Annotated in this window: 9 protein-coding genes; 1 reads left to right on the top strand and 8 read right to left on the bottom strand. The window is 39.2% G+C overall.

The features are described from left to right. The first annotated feature begins 92 nt into the window (after window positions 1-92). Window positions 93-2,336: a glycosyl hydrolase family 95 catalytic domain-containing protein gene (locus HCX49_RS13760; RefSeq protein WP_132842070.1), complete on the top strand. Its 2,244-nt coding sequence runs from the start codon at window positions 93-95 to the stop codon at window positions 2,334-2,336. A 167-nt stretch (window positions 2,337-2,503) separates the two neighbouring features. Here the strand turns inward: HCX49_RS13760 and HCX49_RS13755 are convergent, their stop codons facing one another. From HCX49_RS13755 to HCX49_RS13725, 8 genes are all read right to left on the bottom strand, one after another. Continuing rightward, window positions 2,504-4,531, bottom strand: coding sequence for a GDSL-type esterase/lipase family protein (locus HCX49_RS13755; RefSeq protein WP_168127404.1), 2,028 nt, complete (start codon window positions 4,529-4,531; stop codon window positions 2,504-2,506). A 150-nt stretch (window positions 4,532-4,681) separates the two neighbouring features. Next, window positions 4,682-6,922 (bottom strand): alpha-L-fucosidase, encoded by a 2,241-nt coding sequence (locus tag HCX49_RS13750; protein WP_168127403.1) that lies wholly within the window; start codon window positions 6,920-6,922, stop codon window positions 4,682-4,684. 268 nt (window positions 6,923-7,190) lie between these two features. Then, complete coding sequence (locus HCX49_RS13745; RefSeq protein ID WP_168127402.1) at window positions 7,191-9,167, bottom strand: RagB/SusD family nutrient uptake outer membrane protein; 1,977 nt, start codon at window positions 9,165-9,167, stop codon at window positions 7,191-7,193. 11 nt (window positions 9,168-9,178) lie between these two features. Continuing rightward, on the bottom strand, window positions 9,179-12,406 hold the full coding sequence (locus HCX49_RS13740; protein ID WP_206368470.1) for a SusC/RagA family TonB-linked outer membrane protein: 3,228 nt from the start codon (window positions 12,404-12,406) through the stop codon (window positions 9,179-9,181). Window positions 12,407-12,689: 283 nt separating this feature from the next. Next, window positions 12,690-13,475: a hypothetical protein gene (locus HCX49_RS25415; protein ID WP_206368468.1), complete on the bottom strand. Its 786-nt coding sequence runs from the start codon at window positions 13,473-13,475 to the stop codon at window positions 12,690-12,692. Continuing rightward, on the bottom strand, window positions 13,445-15,487 hold the full coding sequence (locus tag HCX49_RS13735) for a sugar-binding domain-containing protein (RefSeq protein WP_206368466.1): 2,043 nt from the start codon (window positions 15,485-15,487) through the stop codon (window positions 13,445-13,447). Before HCX49_RS13735 ends, HCX49_RS25415 begins: the two co-directional genes overlap by 31 nt. A gap of 348 nt (window positions 15,488-15,835) precedes the next feature. After that, window positions 15,836-16,606 carry an SDR family NAD(P)-dependent oxidoreductase gene (locus tag HCX49_RS13730; RefSeq protein ID WP_168127401.1) on the bottom strand — a complete coding sequence of 257 codons (771 nt, stop codon included), beginning with the start codon at window positions 16,604-16,606 and terminating at the stop codon, window positions 15,836-15,838. A gap of 84 nt (window positions 16,607-16,690) precedes the next feature. Then, window positions 16,691-19,114, bottom strand: a complete 2,424-nt coding sequence (locus HCX49_RS13725) for a glycosyl hydrolase family 95 catalytic domain-containing protein (protein WP_168127400.1) — start codon at window positions 19,112-19,114, stop codon at window positions 16,691-16,693. Between the last annotated feature and the right edge of the window lie 30 nt (window positions 19,115-19,144).

Genomic DNA, 19,144 nt, shown 5'->3' with positions numbered 1-19,144 from the left:
AAAAGGTTAACTTTGCATCAATAATTGATAATAAACATCCAAACAAACTTTAGTGAATTCTTTAACTTTGGCAAGAACCATTAGAGCTTTCAATGAAATCATATTTATTATCATTAATAGCGATAGCTACGCTAACCTATCCGCTATACGCACAACCTTCTAAGCAGGACAATCTTCAATCCGAACATTTAGCAACCCGTTGGGACGAAGCCATCCCTTTAGGAAATGGTATGCTTGGCGCATTAATCTGGCAAAAAGATAATACCTTAAGACTATCTTTAGATCGTGCCGATTTATGGGACGAGCGTAAGGCATTTCAACTTGAACAACATGACTTCAAATGGGTACAGCAAAAACTTCATTCGGGGCAATATACCGAAGTACAAAAATGGGGTGACAATCCTTATGGGGATTATCCCTACCCAACCAAACTTCCTGCCGCAGCTATGTCTTTTGATCTCGCTTCTTTAGGCAAGGTAGTCTCCAATGTACTGGATATAAAAACTGCAACAAACACCGTCCGCTTTGACAACGGAAACACATTTACTTGCTTTATTCATGCAGATAAACCAGTGGGTTATTTTGAGATTACAGGTCAAAATATACAAAATGCCCTTCCCAAATTACTTCCACATCAATATGCGTTGGCTTCTGATAATAGTAACGAAGTGTCCGTAGTCGATGGACAAAGTCTATCACGACTCGGCTATAAACAAGGGAAGTTGACCACATCAACACACAGCCAGCTTATTCACCAGCCGACCTATGAAAATAGGTTTTATGAAGTATTATTGGAGTGGAAAGAAGTCTCGCCCAATAAGCTTATTGGTATGTGGACTGTAGCCAATAATGAAAAAGCAAACTTAAATAAAGAGATCCAATCAAAAACCACCAACAAATTTACAGAAACTCATCTCTCCTGGTGGCATACCTACTGGAAGCAATCAGCGATAAACATACCTGATGCTTTATTACAAAGACAGTACTATTTGGAAATGTATAAACTCGGTGCTGCAGCACGAAAAGGAGCTCCAGCCATTACACTTCAAGCAGTTTGGACTGCAGATAATGGTGGATTACCCCCATGGAAAGGAGATTTTCATAATGATCTCAATACACAGCTCAGCTATTGGCCCACCTATACAGGAAATAGACTTGCTGAAGCCGAAACTTTCACAGACTGGTTATGGAAAATCAGACCTGCCAATTTAGCTTACACCAAACAGTATTTTGGTGTTGAAGGTCTTAACATTCCCGGCGTTCTGACATTAAGTGGAATCCCCATGGGCGGCTGGGTTCAATATGCCCTTTCACCAACAGTAAGCGCTTGGACCGCACACCATTTCTATATGCAATGGAAGTACAGTATGGATAAGAAATTTCTTAAGGAAAGAGCATTACCGTACATTATCGAATCGGCCACTTACCTTCGCAACATTACAGAGGTACGCAATGGAAAACGTTATCTTCCACTTAGCGCAAGTCCTGAATATAATGATAATAGCACAAATGCCTGGTTTAAAGATTGGACCAATTTTGATCTCGCTCTTGCCCATTTTCTATTTGAAGCTGCGGCAGAAGTAAGCGAAGCTAGCGGACAAGTAAACGATGCCAAAGCATGGAGAACTGTAGAAACGCAACTACCAGGTTATGCAAAAAACGAAACAGGATTAATGGTTGCGGTCGATGTTCCTATGGAGCATTCCCATCGTCATATGTCACCCTATTTATCGATTTATCCACTAGGTCTTTTGGATATCAATAAAGCAGAAGATAAAGATCAGATCACAAAATCAATGCGCCATTTAGAAAAATTAGGCACTCGTGCTTGGGTTGGTTATTCCTTCAGCTGGATGGCTTGTTTACATGCCCGTGCAAAAGAGGGGGAACAGGCAGTTCTTAATCTCCAAAAATTTGCAAACAACTTTTGTTCGACCAATTCCTTTCATGTCAACGGGGATCAGAAAGGTGGACAATACTCAGGTTTTACTTACCGGCCGTTTACATTAGAGGGTAATTTTGCATTTGCACAAGGTATCCATGAATTGCTGCTACAGAGCAAACAAGGTTATGTGGAGCTATTCCCAGCAATCCCGATAAGTTGGAAAAACATTTCCTTTACTGATCTCAGAGCTGAAGGTGGTTTCTTAATTAGCGCTTCTAAAACAAACGGTCAACTTGATAAATTGATCATTAAAGCAGAACAAACCGGTACTTTAAGATTACGCTATGAGCAACCATTAAAATCAAAAACTAATAAAATGATCAGTAAAGAAGGAGATACGTATAACATCTCTTTAAAAGCAGGCGAAAAAATAGAACTTCAAAAAATCTAATTAAATATAAAGCTTCCTTAGTATGATATAAACAGAAAAAATTGGAAGTTTTTAAAAAATAAGAGGAGCCCAATAAATATTGGGCTCCCCTTATAAAAAAATGTCCTGTTTAATATTCTATCCCTTAATAGAAATTATATTTTTATAGAACATTAGAGTTCAAAAAATTATTCACCTAATGCCTTTTGAATTATTTTTGACAAACTTTGCGCCCATTTTGTATACCCTCCAGAAAGATGGATGCCGTCAGTGCTATAATCATCCAACGATAAATTACCGTCAGCTTTTATAAACGTATCAGATAGCGGGGCATAGATCCAACTTTGATCTTTAGCCTGAATCGCTAAAAGACGGTGTATATCCTCATATTTTCGTCTTCGGGGATCCGTACTTTCCACGCCTACAGGCAATGGCCCCGTTAAGATCAATTTAGAATTCTTCATATTCGTGCGTATCCATTTTTTTATTTCAAGGATACCTGCTACAATTTCTTCAGCCGTATCACCATCTAAGAAATTATTGACACCTATTGTTACGACAACAACTTTAGGAGCAGCCTCCTTATATTTACCATTGATCAACCTCCAAAGTACATGTTGTGTTCGGTCGCCCGCTATTCCTGCACAATCCCATTTGTATGATGAAAAAACGGATTCAAATGCAGTGTAACCTGGTTTATAAGGAAGATGTGACCTTGTACCTCCAATACCCTGTGTAATGGAATTACCGACAAATAAAATGTCCAAGTGTTGTTTCTTACTGTCCAAAATACGGTTAATATCATCATTTTCTCCCCACCAGCCCATATTTGGACTCCAACCCGCTCCACTCCTATATTCTGAGCCAGCTGCGGCAATAGCTGCAAAGTTTAGCTTACGCCCATCTGCTCTTAGCAGAAAATCTACCAGTGGCGTTGGATCAGCTAAACTGTGCGGATGATGACCCACTGTCGGTTTATGTATAATTTCCAATTTCCCGCCAGCGGCAATATAAGCTTTAGCAAAAGGAAGCGTATTTTCATCAGGCGGTACAATATCATCCACATCACCGATAACATGAATCGTCGGAATTTTTAACGCACCGATTTCAGATGCTCTATCCACAGGTGCATCTTTAAAATCAAGAGCCTGTTGTTCTGTCAGTTTATAATCCTGTTTAAAGATTTCCCAATTCTCCGGACTTCCTTTTCCCGTTCCTTTACCTCCCGGCCAGCTTTTAAAATTTAACACCGGTGCATCAGCATAAATGGCACTAACACGATCGGGATAACGTAGAGCCCAATTGTATATGTATATACCTCCTCGACTCATACCTTCCATAACTGCTTTTTTATTCAGTCCGAATTGCTGTAAGAATTTATAAAAATTATTCCAGATTTGTAGTGACTCCTCATTGCCAAAAAGTTCGGATACATCACAGTAAACGATATGATATCCTCGCTCCAACATCGCAATATCCAATTGAGGTTCATGTCCCCAGAAACGTGCGCGCCATATCCATGGGCTTCCTTTAGCTACGATTTTAGGTTTCACAACTCTCGCTTCTTTACCTTCAAAATCGAACGTTTCAGAAGAAAATCCATAAAAAGACTCACGCTTTCCATTTTCAATTTTAATTTTTGAAGATCCGATTACTGGCGTTTTTATAAGCTCATATAACCGCTTTGCAACAAGACTAGCACCGATAGACGTTAGCCTTTTCTCCTTATCCAGATAGACATCACCTCCATATAAAGCAGGTGACAAATCCACAATTTCACAATTACTTTTAAAAGCCAGAGCCTGCAATTCTGGCTCTTTAGACGATTGAATTTTAGGATCAAAATTATTAGGAGTATGCAACAATACCACTCGAGCACCTTTATTGATTAATGAAGTGATACTTTTCAATAACTTGTCATCACCTTCGGAAAAATCGGCATCCTGATTCAAATCAAGAAAGAGTAAATCACCTTTCTTGACGACAAGATTATTTATACTTTCTAGTATATGATTTTCAATGCGTATTGGAGCATTCACAGCGACATCCTTCCCATTTAATATGACTTGATAATCTTGACCGATCATAGTCGATAACTGTGCAGGAAAGCTATTTTTTTCAGGCATAAACATCGCAAATCCTGTCGTGAATTCCTGTCCAATACAATAAATTTTACCCTTAGATTGAGCAAAAAGTATCGTAATAGTGCTCAGCATAATAAGGATCCATTTTATACAAATACACAATAGATTTTTAATCATCAGCTGTTAGGTCTAGATAAAAGATTAAGATAAAAAACCAATAAATATCAAGCGTATATTTGATACTTATTGGTTTTTCAAACATAGACATTAAATGTAAATCGGTTATTCAATAAAATCCAGTTCCGCTACAGTAAGCAGTTTTCCTCCTCCAGTTATTTCTGTCGATTCAATTGTGATGTATCGTGCTTGAATATTTTTAGAAAATCGATGTGTGCGCTTTGTCGGATCATTAATTAGATTTCCAAATTCAAATCGTTCAGCATCACTCCAATTCTTTCCGTCATTACTAATTTTTATCACACCTTTAGCCATCATCCCTTTTCCGTTTTCTTTTTGTGGTGTATAACTAAATGCTGTTAAATTATACTGCTGTCCAAGATCGATCGAAATATGTTGTGCCGCGCCATTTTCATTAGATTGCCAATACGTTTTTGGGTCTGCATCGAAAGCCAGCTTCGCATCATGTTTAGCAACCTCACTGCTATTATCGATAATTTTCCACTGCTTTTTAGCTATGCCAATTGTTTCTTCTGCCACCGCACCGACCAATTTATCAGCACTAATTGCTACAGCTTTTATCTGCCCACCTTTTACAGCGATCGGCTGCGTATATACGGGAGACTGTGCTGTAGGCTTACTGCCGTCTAACGTGTAGTGAATTTGAAAATTAGTGTTTAGATTTTTAAGAATATCCTCACCATGGGGCTTCCATCCAAACTCGCTTTTCGAAGGAGCAATAGCAACCATACCATCTACACTTCGATTAAATACCAATTGTGGAGGTCTTCCCTGAGCATAATGTGCGGCAACATTACTGATAATAGGGGTTGCCCTGCTTTCCAATATGCGAATACGAAACTTATCCGATGTCACTTCAGGGAAACGGAGAATACGTTTGTAGCCCACATTAGTCGCATGCGCGATCTCTTTCCATTGACCATCAATCCAAGCATCTAAAGCATGCTTTTCAATACGCTCTCCATTTGTACTTACAGCTTCCTGAATAACAAAGCGGTTTATTTTCACCGGTTTTGCTAATGTGTAGATCAGTTCCGGATTTTTATCCGACAACACGGTAAAAGATTCCATATTGTCATCCAAGGTTTCTTTGCTTCCTTTCGCTCCACGTAAAAGATTCTGACCATAAGTTTCTTTAATACGGCTTCCTACTTCATGCAGCACCTTAACATCTTCCGGTGAAAATTTACCATCTCTATTAGGCGGAATATTCAAAAGAAAAGTTGAATTACCGCCAACCGATCGTTCATAAATATCAAAAACATCATCAGTACTTCTTACCTTTTGATGCGTATCGTCTCTATAGAACCATCCTTCTCGAATTGAAGTATTTGTTTCAGCCTGTTGGTAATGTAGGTATTTAGCTTTTAAAATCTTAGCCCTACTTCCTAAATCTTCATCTGTAAGATCGAGAAAATTCTGAAGCCCTGCGGGATCGTCGTTATAAGGAATTACATTCCATTCTGTACTTCTAGTATTGCCAGATTCATTTCCGCACCATCTGATATCTTCTTTTCCAAAAATTACGGCCTCTGGAGCCAACTTTTTGATCAATTCACGCCACGCATCATAATTGTATTTTTGTCCACCCTTTGTTTTCGGATGTGCACCATCAAACCAGACCTCGTGTACCGGACCATATTCCGTCAATAATTCAAACAGTTGGTTTAAGAAATATTCGTTGTAATCGTCTACCTTAAAATTGAACTTTGTTTTATTTTTAAATGGTCTTCCTTCTACTTCACGGGGAATTGTTCGTTGCGTGTATTCGCTTAAATTACCATAAAGCCCTTCAGGACTTTCAATTTGAAAAAGATCTGCTGGAGATAAATATACCCCCAGTTTTAATCCATACTTCTTACAGGAAGCTGTTAAATCTTTCAAGATATCACCTTTTCCTTCTCTGAATCCAGTAGACATAATACCATGTTTCGTATACCTACTTTGCCAAAGCACAAAACCATCGTGATGCTTCACCGTAATGATTACTTTTTTCATACCCGCGGCTTTCATTGCCTCGCACCATTGGTCGGTGTCCAGATTTTTGAGATCAAAGATCTTCGGGTCTTCCATACCATTTCCCCATTCCATTTTAGTAAATGTATTGGGACCAACATGGATAAAAGCAATAAATTCATTTTTTAAAGCCTGGTATTGATTTGCTGTAGGCACAACATGAACGGCTTTCCTTAATATATCTTCAGGACTATCGGTACTCTTAATTTCGTACGTATTCTTAACAGGTATTTTCTTACTATTCACTTGCGCATGACCATATATAGAGGCAAACCCTAACATAGATGTCAATAGGATAGATTTATTCATAATTCTAATAATTTGATTAACATAGTTATTTAGATTTTGAATAATAGTACTGAGCATTATTCAATGTGCAATTTACTTTGTACTACTGGAAAAGATGAATACTAAATTAACGTATACTAAGCCTATATTACCATTTTAAACTTAAACATCAGACACAAGGAAGCAATTCGTCGCATAATCGTTATACAATAGTTCAAAAAAAAATCTGCTATTTCCATTTTATTTATACAATAAAATGGAAATAGCAGATTAACAACCGGAAATTGATCTATTTTGCTCCAAGCCCTGCTGCTGTTGGCCAGCCAGGATTCTGGTAAATAACTGAATTCGCTACCGAACCATCTGTTGAGGCAAGTTGAAAATGCTGTACCGCGATTGGTGACAAATAGTGCGCTAAAGTAAACCGTACTCCGTTATAAGAAAGCATATTCCGGCGAATTTCATGAGGACGAAGATACATACCCAAACTCGGGTCAGATACAATAGCCTTTGGTTCATCGGCACCGTAAACGAGTTGCTCTGGTTTATACCAACTCTTCATAGGTCCCCATATTTTGAAACCTTCAAAATGATCAGCTTTGCTAACCAATTGATCCATCGAGCGCCAGCGCTTTAAATCCATCAAGCGTAATCCTTCAGCCATCAATTCATTTCTTCGTTCTCTTCTGATATTATATAAGGTCGGAGAAATCAGATTTCCAGCAGAATAAGCACCCCAATCCTTTACCTCCAATCCCATCTGAGTTGCCGCTATTGTTTTCTCAAAATCTACATCAACCATTGCCCGTTGACGGATCTTTTGCCAATAGTTTCTTGCAGTCGCATCGATGCTACCATTTTTTTCATAAGATGCTTCTATGTAATTGAGGTAAGCTTCGGTTGCACGGAAAGTAATACTTCCAGTAAATCCCATACCATTATTCGTCTGTTTGCCATCATATGAAATGCCTTTTCGAATAGTATAACCAGAAATATAACGTCGTTCTGCTGTCGTTTCGCCGATACTTGGATAAGGTTCAATGGGTGTACCATGCGTTCCTGCCCCCAGATTTAAAAGAACATTTTTTTGTCCTGGTTCTTTTAAAAACAGGTTCAATCTACCATCTCTCTCCTTCCGGATATCGGCAATATAATCGTCGCCATGGTATCCAGATCCTGCAGCATATATGGGTAATCCATTTTTCATAAGGAAACTTTCCACCAAGCTCCGCGTTAAACCAACCGCATAGTTACCAAGTTGCGCATACACAGGAACATTATGTGTTACAAGACTTTCACTGTACTGTCTCCATAAAAGAACTTCACTATATCCTGCCATATTTACTGCTCCAAACATCGAAAAGTAAGGGTTTTCGTTATTTGGTGATTCAATAATTCCAGTGTTGGGCACCAGATCGATTTGATCTGCCACCTGCTTAGAGGCATCCATAGCTAGAGAAAGAAAATAGTTAATTTCACCATCGATGCTTCCTGTTGGATAAGTATATGTTTGCGTATACGCTTTCGTTTTTCCTGGCCAATCAGCACCATCAGGAACAAATGCCGTTCCTTTGAAATATTTCAACCAAGTTCCTTCATTTAAAGCAACTCGAGATTTCAATAATAACGCCACATTTTTAGAGATACGTTGCTTCGCACCATCTATTGATGTGCTTTTCAATAATGTAATTGCCGAATCTAGATCCGAGATGATAAACCGGGCAACTTCGGTGCGTGGATCTCGCTTTGCTGCTTCGATCAAAATTTGTGGATCTTTATCATTCATTGCATTTCTAATAATCGGAAAATCACCTAATTCCTGTAATTTCTGAAAATAGATATATGCACGTAAAAAATAGATCTCACCAATGTAATGTTCAATATTTTGTTGATTTCCCACTATTGTTTTAGCCTTCCATTTTGGTAAGACGCTGTTCAGGAAAAAGTTCATCTGATAAATGTTCGAAAACTCCCAAGCACCACCCTCAGTATCCACTCTCCATTCACCGGGAAGATATCGCTTGTTTATATCTGGAGATATCATATTATCCGTTCCAGCATCAATTCCAAATGTGCCGAAACCCCAACCGGAGTGTGATGGAAGAATATTAGGATATTGGCCTATAGCATAACTTGCTAATTGCGATTCTTCATTAAGATATTTTTCTGGGATTATCTGCGAAGGGGGTGTAATATCGAGATAATCATTGCATCCTGCTACCATCCAAAGCGGTAGCACTAAAGTAAGATATTTTAGTAATTTCATGTTTTTTTGAATTAAAATGTAAGACTTAACCCTGCTGCCCACATTTTGGTAAGTGGGTAAACCGTACCACTGGAACCTCCATCTATGGTTTCAGGATCAAACATTGTCGCGACATTTGATTTTTGCCATAAATTTTCACCAGACAAATATATCCTTCCCTTTGAAATACCGATTTTCTTCAGCACATCAGCATTAACCGTATAACCGATCTGAATATTTTTAAGTCGGATATAAGCTGCATTCTGTAGGTACCGTGTTTGAACCTCCTGATTTTTATTCGTACCAAATATTGGACGCGCATAGTAAGCATCAAGGTTTTCACCAAACATATTATCTCCAGTTCTAAAATAATCCATATGTTGGGTTAACCCTGTAGATGCCCAAATATTAGAGGTGGCACCCCAAAAATAATAACCCGGTTGCCATACATCACGTTTGATTACTCCCTGTAAGAACATACTGAAATCGAAATTTTTATAATCAGCCCCAAAATTGAACCCAAAGGCATATCTCGGTGTACTATTTCCGATTACTTTACGATCCCCAGGCTCCGATTCTGTCCAAGACCCAAAATCAATTTTACCATCATTGTTCAAATCTTTGTACATGATATCACCGGCTTCCCATTGACTTCCAATGACAGACTGTCCGCCGTTAGGTAAGCTATTTAAATGACTTTCCATTTCTTCCTTAGACTTGGCAATCCCTATGGTTTCATATCCCCATATTTCACCCAACTTCTGCCCTTCTCTATAGCCTCCGTTAAATGAACCAGTTAGATTTGGATACCTTGTAACCGTAGAAGTATAATCCGACAGTAAAAACTTAACATTATATCCAAAATTGTCCGCAATTTTGTCCCTCCATCCTAATGTTAATTCAAATCCATTCGTTTTTAAATCTGTATTATTCGCTTGAGGCACCGCAGTACCCAAAGTATTGGACAGTTGTGGTGCTGGTCCCACCATATTCAATGTTTTTCTCTGGAAAACATCAAATGAGCCAAATAACCGATTGCTTAATAAAGCAAAATCAACTCCCATATTTAACGTTTTAACCGTTTCCCATGTCAGATTTGCACTCACCAATCCTGCTGCAGATGCCGTATTTGGACGCTGATTATTAAGAAGCCAACTTCCGGATGCAATACCGACGGGCATTACAACATAAGTTGGGTACCAAACATTGGTATTTTGATTTCCTAGTTCACCGTATGAGGCCCTAAGTTTGATCATATCGATGTATGATCTTGTATTCTCCATAAAACTCTCCTTAGCAAGATTCCAGCCTGCAGAAAATGATGGAAAGAATCCCCATCTGCTGTCTGCTCTGAATCGAGAAGATCCATCATAACGCATACTCGCTTCCAGTAAATACTTAGAATCATAATCATAATTAAACCGGCTAAAAAATCCGGCCGATGCCCAATCCTGATACTGACCAGATACTGTAGGTGCCTTTGGCTGTCCACTTGGATCTGTGCCTGAAGTCAAATCAATGACAGGTTGTCCAATAATCATGATACCATCTCGAGAAGCATTTAGGTCACGATAAGCTGCGCTTTCGATTTGGAAACCAGCCATTCCTTTAAAGTTATGCAGGTTCCAATTACGGGTCAACTCAGTGTAGGCATTGATATTATAATAGTTTTCTTTATAAGCGTATTCCGCTACATAAGAAGAATTTTTATAAAGAATCGGATTTCCTGCGACATCATGGTTATAAAGTTGGTTTGAAAAAGTATTATCAAAACGGCTCGTAATCCTGTAAGTTGCAGTCCCGTAGGTTTTCCAGTCTTTAAGGGGTTCGAAAACAAGTTGCACCTGTTGTGTATTGATATCTTTAACGGTCTTATAATCTCCCCCTTCTAACATCCCCATTACCGGTGAGGGTGAATTATAAAGAAATCCATTTGGATCCTTATAAGGTAATGTAGGCCAGCCCTGACGGCCTAGATTGTCATAAAAAGAATTATTAAGATCCGTTGGCTTTTTAAAATCTTCACGAACAAGTCTTCCTATATAATTTAAGTTTAGTTTACTGGATATTTGCGAATTTATCCTTGCTGACATCGAATATCGCTTATAGACATCCGTATTAAGCGCCATTAAACCCTGTTGATCCAATAAATTGGCAGAGACGTAATAGGTTGTCTTATCGCTACCTCCCGCAAGACTTAGGTTATGCTCATGTCCAAAAGATTGATCTTTATACATCAGATCAAAGTAATCCACATTATCATTGCCCTTCATATATCCATCGGCCCATTGTGCAGGATTGGTAGGATTAGGAATAATACTCGTACTAATTTTACCTTCTTGAAATTGCTTGATTCGTTCCAGATGTTCTTGGTCAAAATGGGGGGCGCCGTTTCCGTTGACTTGTGCTTGATTAAAATAATTTGCAAATGAATAAGAGTCCATCGTTTTCAATGTTAATGCAGGCGTACTTATCCGTAAACTATTATTGTAAGAAGCTACAGGGCGACTCCCTTTTTGGCCAGACTTAGTTGTTACAAGTATAACACCAAACGCCGCTCTAGACCCATAGATGGAAGCGGTACTCGCATCCTTAAGGACAGTGACAGTTTCGATATCTTGTGGATTTAAAGCAGTCAATGATCCCTCCGCTCCGTCTATTAAAACTAAAGGAGCTGATGACGATTGTCCTATTGTACCACTTCCGCGAATATTTAAAGAGGGGTTACTTTCCAGAGAACCGTTATTTTGAGAAATATTCAATCCTGGAGCAAGGCCCTGCAGTGCCTGCAGTGCATTCTTAACAGGTCTATTTTCCAATGATTTTTTATCTACAACAGCCACCGATCCAGTCAAATTAGTTCGTTTTTGCTGCCCAAAGCCAACAACTACAACCTCATCAATCATATTATTCTCAGAAGATAATGTAACTGTAAATTGGGTTTCTTTACCAACAGCTATCTCCAGCTTGATGTAATTAATATAAGAAAATTGTAGAATCGTTTCTTGATTTGGTACGTTTAGCTTAAAAGCACCATTTATATCCGTTTGTGTTCCGATTGCAGTTCCTTTTGCCCTAACGCTCACTCCTTCCATAACAACACCTTGTTCATTACGTACTACCCCTTGAACCGATATATTATTTTGTGCTTGAACACTAATTGTTATGGCACAAAAAGCATTAAGTAAGGCTATTTGATGCCATTTCGGGACAGACAGCCGAGTTGCCCAGAGACAACATGTTATTAAATTTACTTTCATTATTGATTTGATATTTGGTTCAAAGCAAAAATAAAAGAGTATAGGTTCGTAAAAATGTAAGAAAGAATTAAAACGATGTAAAAACAGCTCATTACTAATGAGGAATAGGTTTAGAGAAAAGAACGAAATTCCAACTGCTCGATAGTAAATAAGGAAATCAAAAAAAACGATCAAGTAGAAATGCTACTTGATCGTTTTTAAAATTATATTTAAAATAGATTTTATTCATGGACTAAAAGTCAGAAAAATAGTACGATCTATTTTCCCCCTCTATAGCCTTTTTTTAATAAATACTCTTGGGATCTGTTTTCAATTGTTCTTTATCTGTTTTAATCATCAATGCTTTAATCTGCTCCGGATTTTGAATGGCTGTTGGATTAAATTGATTGCTATTCATATAATCCAGCGTAGAGATCAACAATTGCTTTGCTACAAAACGTTCATCCAATTTTTGAGCAAGATCTATTGAAACCAACATTAATTTACCCTGACCAACTTTCGCTTCATAAGCCAATGCCAATTTACGGTTATTAGCAAAGTTATCCACCATCTGAATCACTGATTGACCACCTGACAATGAATCAACGATAATTGTTGTGGAATTGATATTCAGATCCCACCATTGCCAGTTGGTATGCAAGTCTGTTGGAAATTTTTTAAACATCGCATGATTAGGATCGACCAACATTCCCATTGTTCCCGCCTGTTTAGGAAAATGAACCGGGCTCCAGAATACAGGTACAAATTTTCCTTCCAGTCCTTTTATCTTTTTCCAATCCGGATTCAATAAGACCTTCTTACCCTGATTCAGCAGTACAAATGCTTCATTCACATCTCTTGTGTAATGCACATCACCATATGAAACTTTTTCTGATGCAGGATATACCCAGATATCCCATTTATTGGTATATGTAGTACCTTTTAGATCAACTTCCACAGACAATTTTGATGCCGTCGGTACTTCTCCCAAATCAAACTGCAACTGTCCAATGCCCGCATTGTATCCATTGGAAAGATTACCAACAACTGTTCCGCTTTTTAAAACTTTTCTCCGTCTTTGATGCGCCATACGATTTCCTGGTTTTTAAGTATTTTGCCACCATAATTTGATACCGCGATCTGCGCTTCAAATCGCTCTGAGTTCGTGTACGTGGCCTTTGGAAAATGAAGTAAAGGAACAATCGGCGCATTAAACTGGCTGAAAGTCTTCGCATCAATCACACCCTTACTATCCCAGAAAGCATCAAGCAATCCAACCAAAGCCGTTCCCTGGCCAGGAAAATCATGCAGATCCAACAATTGAAAACCACTGATTCCACCCGTTTTAAGCGCTCTTTCAATTTCTTCTTTATACAGTATTGCTGCTAGTTTTCCTGAAGCAGACGTAAAAGAATCGGCTTGCCCCAACATCCCTTTCTTTTCCAGATCCTTTTTTACCGCCTTAAAATTGATTGGTTCCAATACACCCGTATATTTATCAATCTCTTTCAGATTAGGGTATACTGCGTATTGACCGATTTCATGGGTTACAATTGGAACTTGAAAATTCGCAACCGCTTTTTCATAATTTGTATTAAATGCCGGTGATTTCGAATTAAATACACCCTGTCCCCTTACCCAACCATCTTTCGTATATTGGGTAATCAGAAAATCGTCATTATATTCAGGTCGATCTCCATGTCCACTTTCAAACGTGTAAGATGTATTAGCATACAGATGCCTTTTATCAACCGATTTCAATGAATCGACCAACTTATTTAAGGTTTTCATATCACCCTGCAACTCATTACCCATACTCCACATCATAAAAGAAGGATGATTACCATATTCACGAATCATACGGCTTGCTTCCTGATACAGGAATGCTGTAGTAGGCGCATCTTGTCCAATCGTTAAAGACCATACCGGAAGCTCTACCTGCAAGTACATCCCGATTTCATCCGCAACATCAAATGCTGCCTTAGGTGGGCACCAAGAATGAAATCTGATGTGGTTCAAACCCCATTCCTTTGCCGTCATAAAAACTTTCTCCCATCCCGCTTTATCCATCGGAGGATGTCCGGTTAAAGGAAAAATATTACATTCTAAAGTACCGCGCAGGAAAACAGGCATGCCATTCAATTCAAAAGCATTGCCCCTTGATGCAAATTCGCGCATACCAAAACGCACATTTTCCTTAGATTGATGTTTTTTGGTTTTCAAGAATACCTCGCAAGTATATAGATCAGGAGTAAACTCACTCCAGGTTTTTACATCACCTGCAATCGGATATTCGTATTCCAGTTCTGTTACACCGGGATTCAAAACAAGTTCCTTGTTCGGGTATATTTCATTTTTAGCTTGCTGTCCAATCTGCACATTAAGGGTCCCCTTAATTGCCTTACTATCAAAATTATGTGCCTTAACCTTTACGCGAACTATTTTTCGAACTAAATCAGGAAAAACCTGTATATCGGAAAGGTTAACCTGATCTAATGCCTGCAGACTAATTTCACCGATAACACCATTCCAGATAATCTGTGTATGATCGGTATAAGCATGTCCCATATTATCAGTACTGATATCAAAAAGCTTACGGTTGTCCACTCTGATTGTAATCTGTTGCTCTTTTCCCGCCTTTAAATAAGGTGTTATATCATAAAAATGAGGGGCAATTATACTATTTTCCTCCAATTCTACCTTTTGACCATCTACCCAGACATTTGTTTTCCAGATTGTTCTTTCCAGTTTTAAGATCACCCTCTTCTTGTCCCAAGCCGTGGGTATAGTGATAGCTTTACTATACCAGGCAGAACCTAGATACGCATGTTTACGTGTCAAGTGTGACACTTGTGGTTTTTGAAGAGCGGGCTTTAGCGTATTTGCAGTTCCCAAACCAGCATCATCAGTCGTACCCGGTAAAAGCATGGACTGCTTAAAATATTGTGTCGGCCACCCCTGCTTCTCGCCAATATCCAAAGAATCCAATGCAACCGACCATTTGCCGGAAAGATCCAGTTTCTCCTGCGCATAACCAACAGCACCAAAGGTCAAGCCATTTAAAAGCAGACCATAGCGAAGAAAATTTTTAATTGTTATCATAGTTTTTGCTTATTCCTTATTCAACATCGTGTATTTAACACAATCACAAATTTAGCTAGCAGACAGCGGTATAGACAATAGACAAAATGCTCAAAAACATGTAAAAAAAAAGGAAAGTTCACCGATCCGGTAGATGAACTTTCCTTTTTTTTAATACCACACTGAAAATATAAAAACTTTTTATTGATTTTAATTCAATAATACTATCATTCCAAAAAATAAATATGTAATCGACGATTCTTAACGCACCAATAGATAGCATCAACCTTTATTTTCCGAGCCAGAGTTTCAATTTGAAACCCCAAGGCTATCTCTATTTCCTGCTTCATTAATAAGATTAAGTACACGCTACACATTTCTTCTGTAACCCAGCTCTGCACCACCGCTCACCGGTAAATTAACTCCCGTAATAAAGCGTGCTTTATCAGACAATAGAAATACGCAGGCATCAGCGATCACATCACCATCAGGACAGTAGCCCAATGCATGAATATCTTTCAAAAAATCAAAGACCTTATCGGGATCGGCCTGCTCCTGAGCCCATGTCTTAAGCATTGGCGTCATTACTGCTGCAGGAAGCACAGTATTAACCCTTACTCCATCTTTTGCATAGTCCAGCGCCATTGATTTAGTAAGCGCATTTATGGCACCTTTTGTCGCCGAATAAGCCGCATGATTTTCCTGTCCGATCTCTCCCACCAAACTCCCTGTATGTATGATACAGCCTTTCGACGCTTTTAAATGAGGATAACCATGACGTGTCGTCAACAAGATACTCTTGATATTCACATTCATCAAGAGATCCCACTCATCATCTGTTGTTGTATGCAAAGGTTTTGATGGGGAACCCAATCCGGCATTGTTATGAATAGCATCTAGCTTTCCAAAACGAGCTATTATCTTTTCTACACTCTCCCGTACATCCTGATCTTGAGACACATCACAGCAAATCCCCAGATGCTCACCACCTATTGTTTTTATCGTTTCCGCAACACTCAGCTCGTCCAATCCGATGACAGCGACATACGCCCCCGCAGCAACATACGCTTGTGTGCAGGCCAATCCAATCCCCGCTGTTCCGCCGGTAATCAAGATTACTTTATCCTTCAATTCTTTCATTGAACTCGATCTTTTTATAGCTATTTATTATTAAAAGCCCATAAGCTTTTTCTTGTCAACTTTATGCCAGTACCGTGATCACGACTATAGCAATTTCTGTAAATTAACGCTTTTTCCAGGAGTCAGTTTGACTTCAACTACACGACCCTTATATTTTACTTTACAGGTAGTAGCGTATTTTGCTTTGACAAAAGCAGACTTCAATTTACCTCCTTGCCAATTCATATCCACTTCGACAGCTCCTCGAGCCTTTAAACCTGATACTTCACCGTCACTCCAGCCTTGCGGCAATGCGGGTAACAATTCTATAAAATCTTCATGACTTTGCAAAAGCATTTCAGCCATTCCTGCGATCACACCAAAATTACCATCAATCTGAAAAGGAGGACAAGCGTCAAACATATTATAATATGTTCCACCACCACCATCATATTTTGTATTCATATCTCCAGTTGGCCTCAACTGCTTATTCAACATCGTCAATGCACGATCACCATTATGCAACCTTGCCCACAGTGCAATTTTCCATGCGTAGGTCCATCCCACACCATCATCACCCCGTTTTTCTAAAGATTTCTGTACCGCCTTAGCTAGCTCCGGTGTTTTATTCACCGTTATTTCGTTACCCGGATAAAAGGCAAATAGATGTGACAAATGCCTGTGAGCAGGTTCAACTTCCTCAAATTCATGTGCCCATTCCATTAACCTGCCATCGCTTCCTATAGTTGGTCTTGCCAATTTCCCTTTAGCCACCTGTACTTTTTTCACAAAAGCATCTTGCTCACCTCCCAAAATCGCAGCTGATTTAAGCGTATTTTCAAAAAGGTTAAAAATAACCTGTTGATCATGTGATGGGCCCATACTGATCTGTGCCACAGAACCGTCAGGAGCTTTAAATGAATTTTCAGGAGATGGAGAAGGACCAGAAACTAAAAAGCCAGTTTTAGGGTCAGCGACCAACCAGTCCAAATAAAATAGACAAGCCTCTTTTAAGATCGGATAAGCTTTGGTTAAAAAAGCTTTATCCTTTGTAAAAGCATAATGTTCCCAAATATGTTGCGCTATCCAGGCGCCACCACCAATGTGCATGCCCCAGCTCGCACTTTCTCCAGGAGAAGTATACCCCCATACATTTGTGATCGGGTGCAGGGCCCAACCCGACATTTGATATTGTGTTTTTGCAGTCTTTTGACCCGGGGCCACTAAAGAAGCAATCAGGTCCATCAATGGTCGATGCGATTCCGATAAGTTTGCCACTTCCGCCGGCCAATAATTCATCTGAACATTGATATCCGTATGGTAGTCACCATTCCACGGAGTCTGTATTTTATTAGCCCAGATTCCTTGCAGATTTGCCGGTAATCCACCATCTCGTGATGATGACAACAGGAGATATCGACCATACTGAAAATATAATGGATACAAAACCTGTTCATTCCCAGATTGCACATTACTAGCCATCAAGGTGTTTGTTGCTTGATCATTCTTTACATTTCCTAATCGAAAGTCCACTCGGTCCATATAAGACGAGAAATCTTCTGTATGTCTCTTTTTCAGAAGCGGATATTTTTTAGACACAATCTTAGCCACGATTTGAGCATGCTCTTTTTCAAAATTTGGATTAACAAATGTTGGATATTCCTGCTTATAATTTGTCTTAGCCGTCACAATCAGAGTCAATGCATTTGCCCCAGTAATCTGGATCGCTTTACCTAATGCACTAATTTTTCCGCCTTCCAGCACCGGAGTGACCTGCGCAATATATTTCATTCCATCTCCTCCTCTACCGTTGTCCATCGTTCCTGACATCTGCAGCCTATTGTCAACCACAAGTGTCTCGAACCTTTCCGGTCGATCCAGGTTCAGAGCAACCTGAATTGCTCCGGGACGATCCGCAGTCAAACGAATGACAATAGCCTGATCCGGATGACTAGCAAACACTTCCCTCGTAAACTTGACGCCATTCTGAATAAAAGTTGACCGCGTTATTCCGCTCATCAGATCCAGTTCGCGATAGTAGTTTTGATATGGTTTATCCGATCCAAAATCTAACCGCAGATCACCTAATGTCTGAAAACAACCAAAAGGCACGTTTGCCCCATTTCCGGATCCAGATCCCTTACCCTTCGTTATCTGTGTTTTATTCGTTAGCGCTGTCGCTTCTTTGTATTTTCCTTCAAAGAGCAATTGCCTAATTTTGTTGAGTGCGTTCGGTGCATCAGGATTATCGCCATCATCCATACTACCGCTCCATAACGTCATCTCGTTAAGCTGTATACGTTCATGGTTAACATCGCCAAATACCATAGCTCCAAGTGAACCATTACCTACAGGCAATGCTTTCAGCCATTCGGGATCACTTTCCCATCCATTTGCCGCATCTTTAACAAGTGCATTAGCCGGACTTTCATACCAAATTTTATTCCTTTTTGCATCCTGGGCTTTCAAAGTCGAAATACCAATACAAAAAATTAGTAAACAAGCAGCAAGTTGCTTTGTATTATTCATTGCAATTATTAGTTATGAGTGTCGGTTTTA

The organism is Sphingobacterium sp. B16(2022), assembly GCF_012030425.1.
Lineage (GTDB): Bacteria > Bacteroidota > Bacteroidia > Sphingobacteriales > Sphingobacteriaceae > Sphingobacterium > Sphingobacterium anhuiense.
This window is presented reverse-complemented; position numbering and strand designations above follow the sequence as displayed.

Bases quoted from the DNA above. Each gene is read 5' to 3' on its own strand.
- HCX49_RS13750 (WP_168127403.1), bottom strand. From the start codon at position 6,922: ATGAATAAATCTATCCTATTGACATCTATGTTAGGGTTTGCCTCTATA.
- HCX49_RS13755 (WP_168127404.1), bottom strand. From the start codon at position 4,531: ATGCTGAGCACTATTACGATACTTTTTGCTCAATCTAAGGGTAAAATT.
- HCX49_RS13735 (WP_206368466.1), bottom strand. From the start codon at position 15,487: ATGATAACAATTAAAAATTTTCTTCGCTATGGTCTGCTTTTAAATGGC.
- HCX49_RS13745 (WP_168127402.1), bottom strand. From the start codon at position 9,167: ATGAAATTACTAAAATATCTTACTTTAGTGCTACCGCTTTGGATGGTA.
- HCX49_RS13730 (WP_168127401.1), bottom strand. From the start codon at position 16,606: ATGAAAGAATTGAAGGATAAAGTAATCTTGATTACCGGCGGAACAGCG.
- HCX49_RS13760 (WP_132842070.1), top strand. From the start codon at position 93: ATGAAATCATATTTATTATCATTAATAGCGATAGCTACGCTAACCTAT.
- HCX49_RS13740 (WP_206368470.1), bottom strand. From the start codon at position 12,406: ATGAAAGTAAATTTAATAACATGTTGTCTCTGGGCAACTCGGCTGTCT.
- HCX49_RS25415 (WP_206368468.1), bottom strand. From the start codon at position 13,475: ATGGCGCATCAAAGACGGAGAAAAGTTTTAAAAAGCGGAACAGTTGTT.
- HCX49_RS13725 (WP_168127400.1), bottom strand. From the start codon at position 19,114: ATGAATAATACAAAGCAACTTGCTGCTTGTTTACTAATTTTTTGTATT.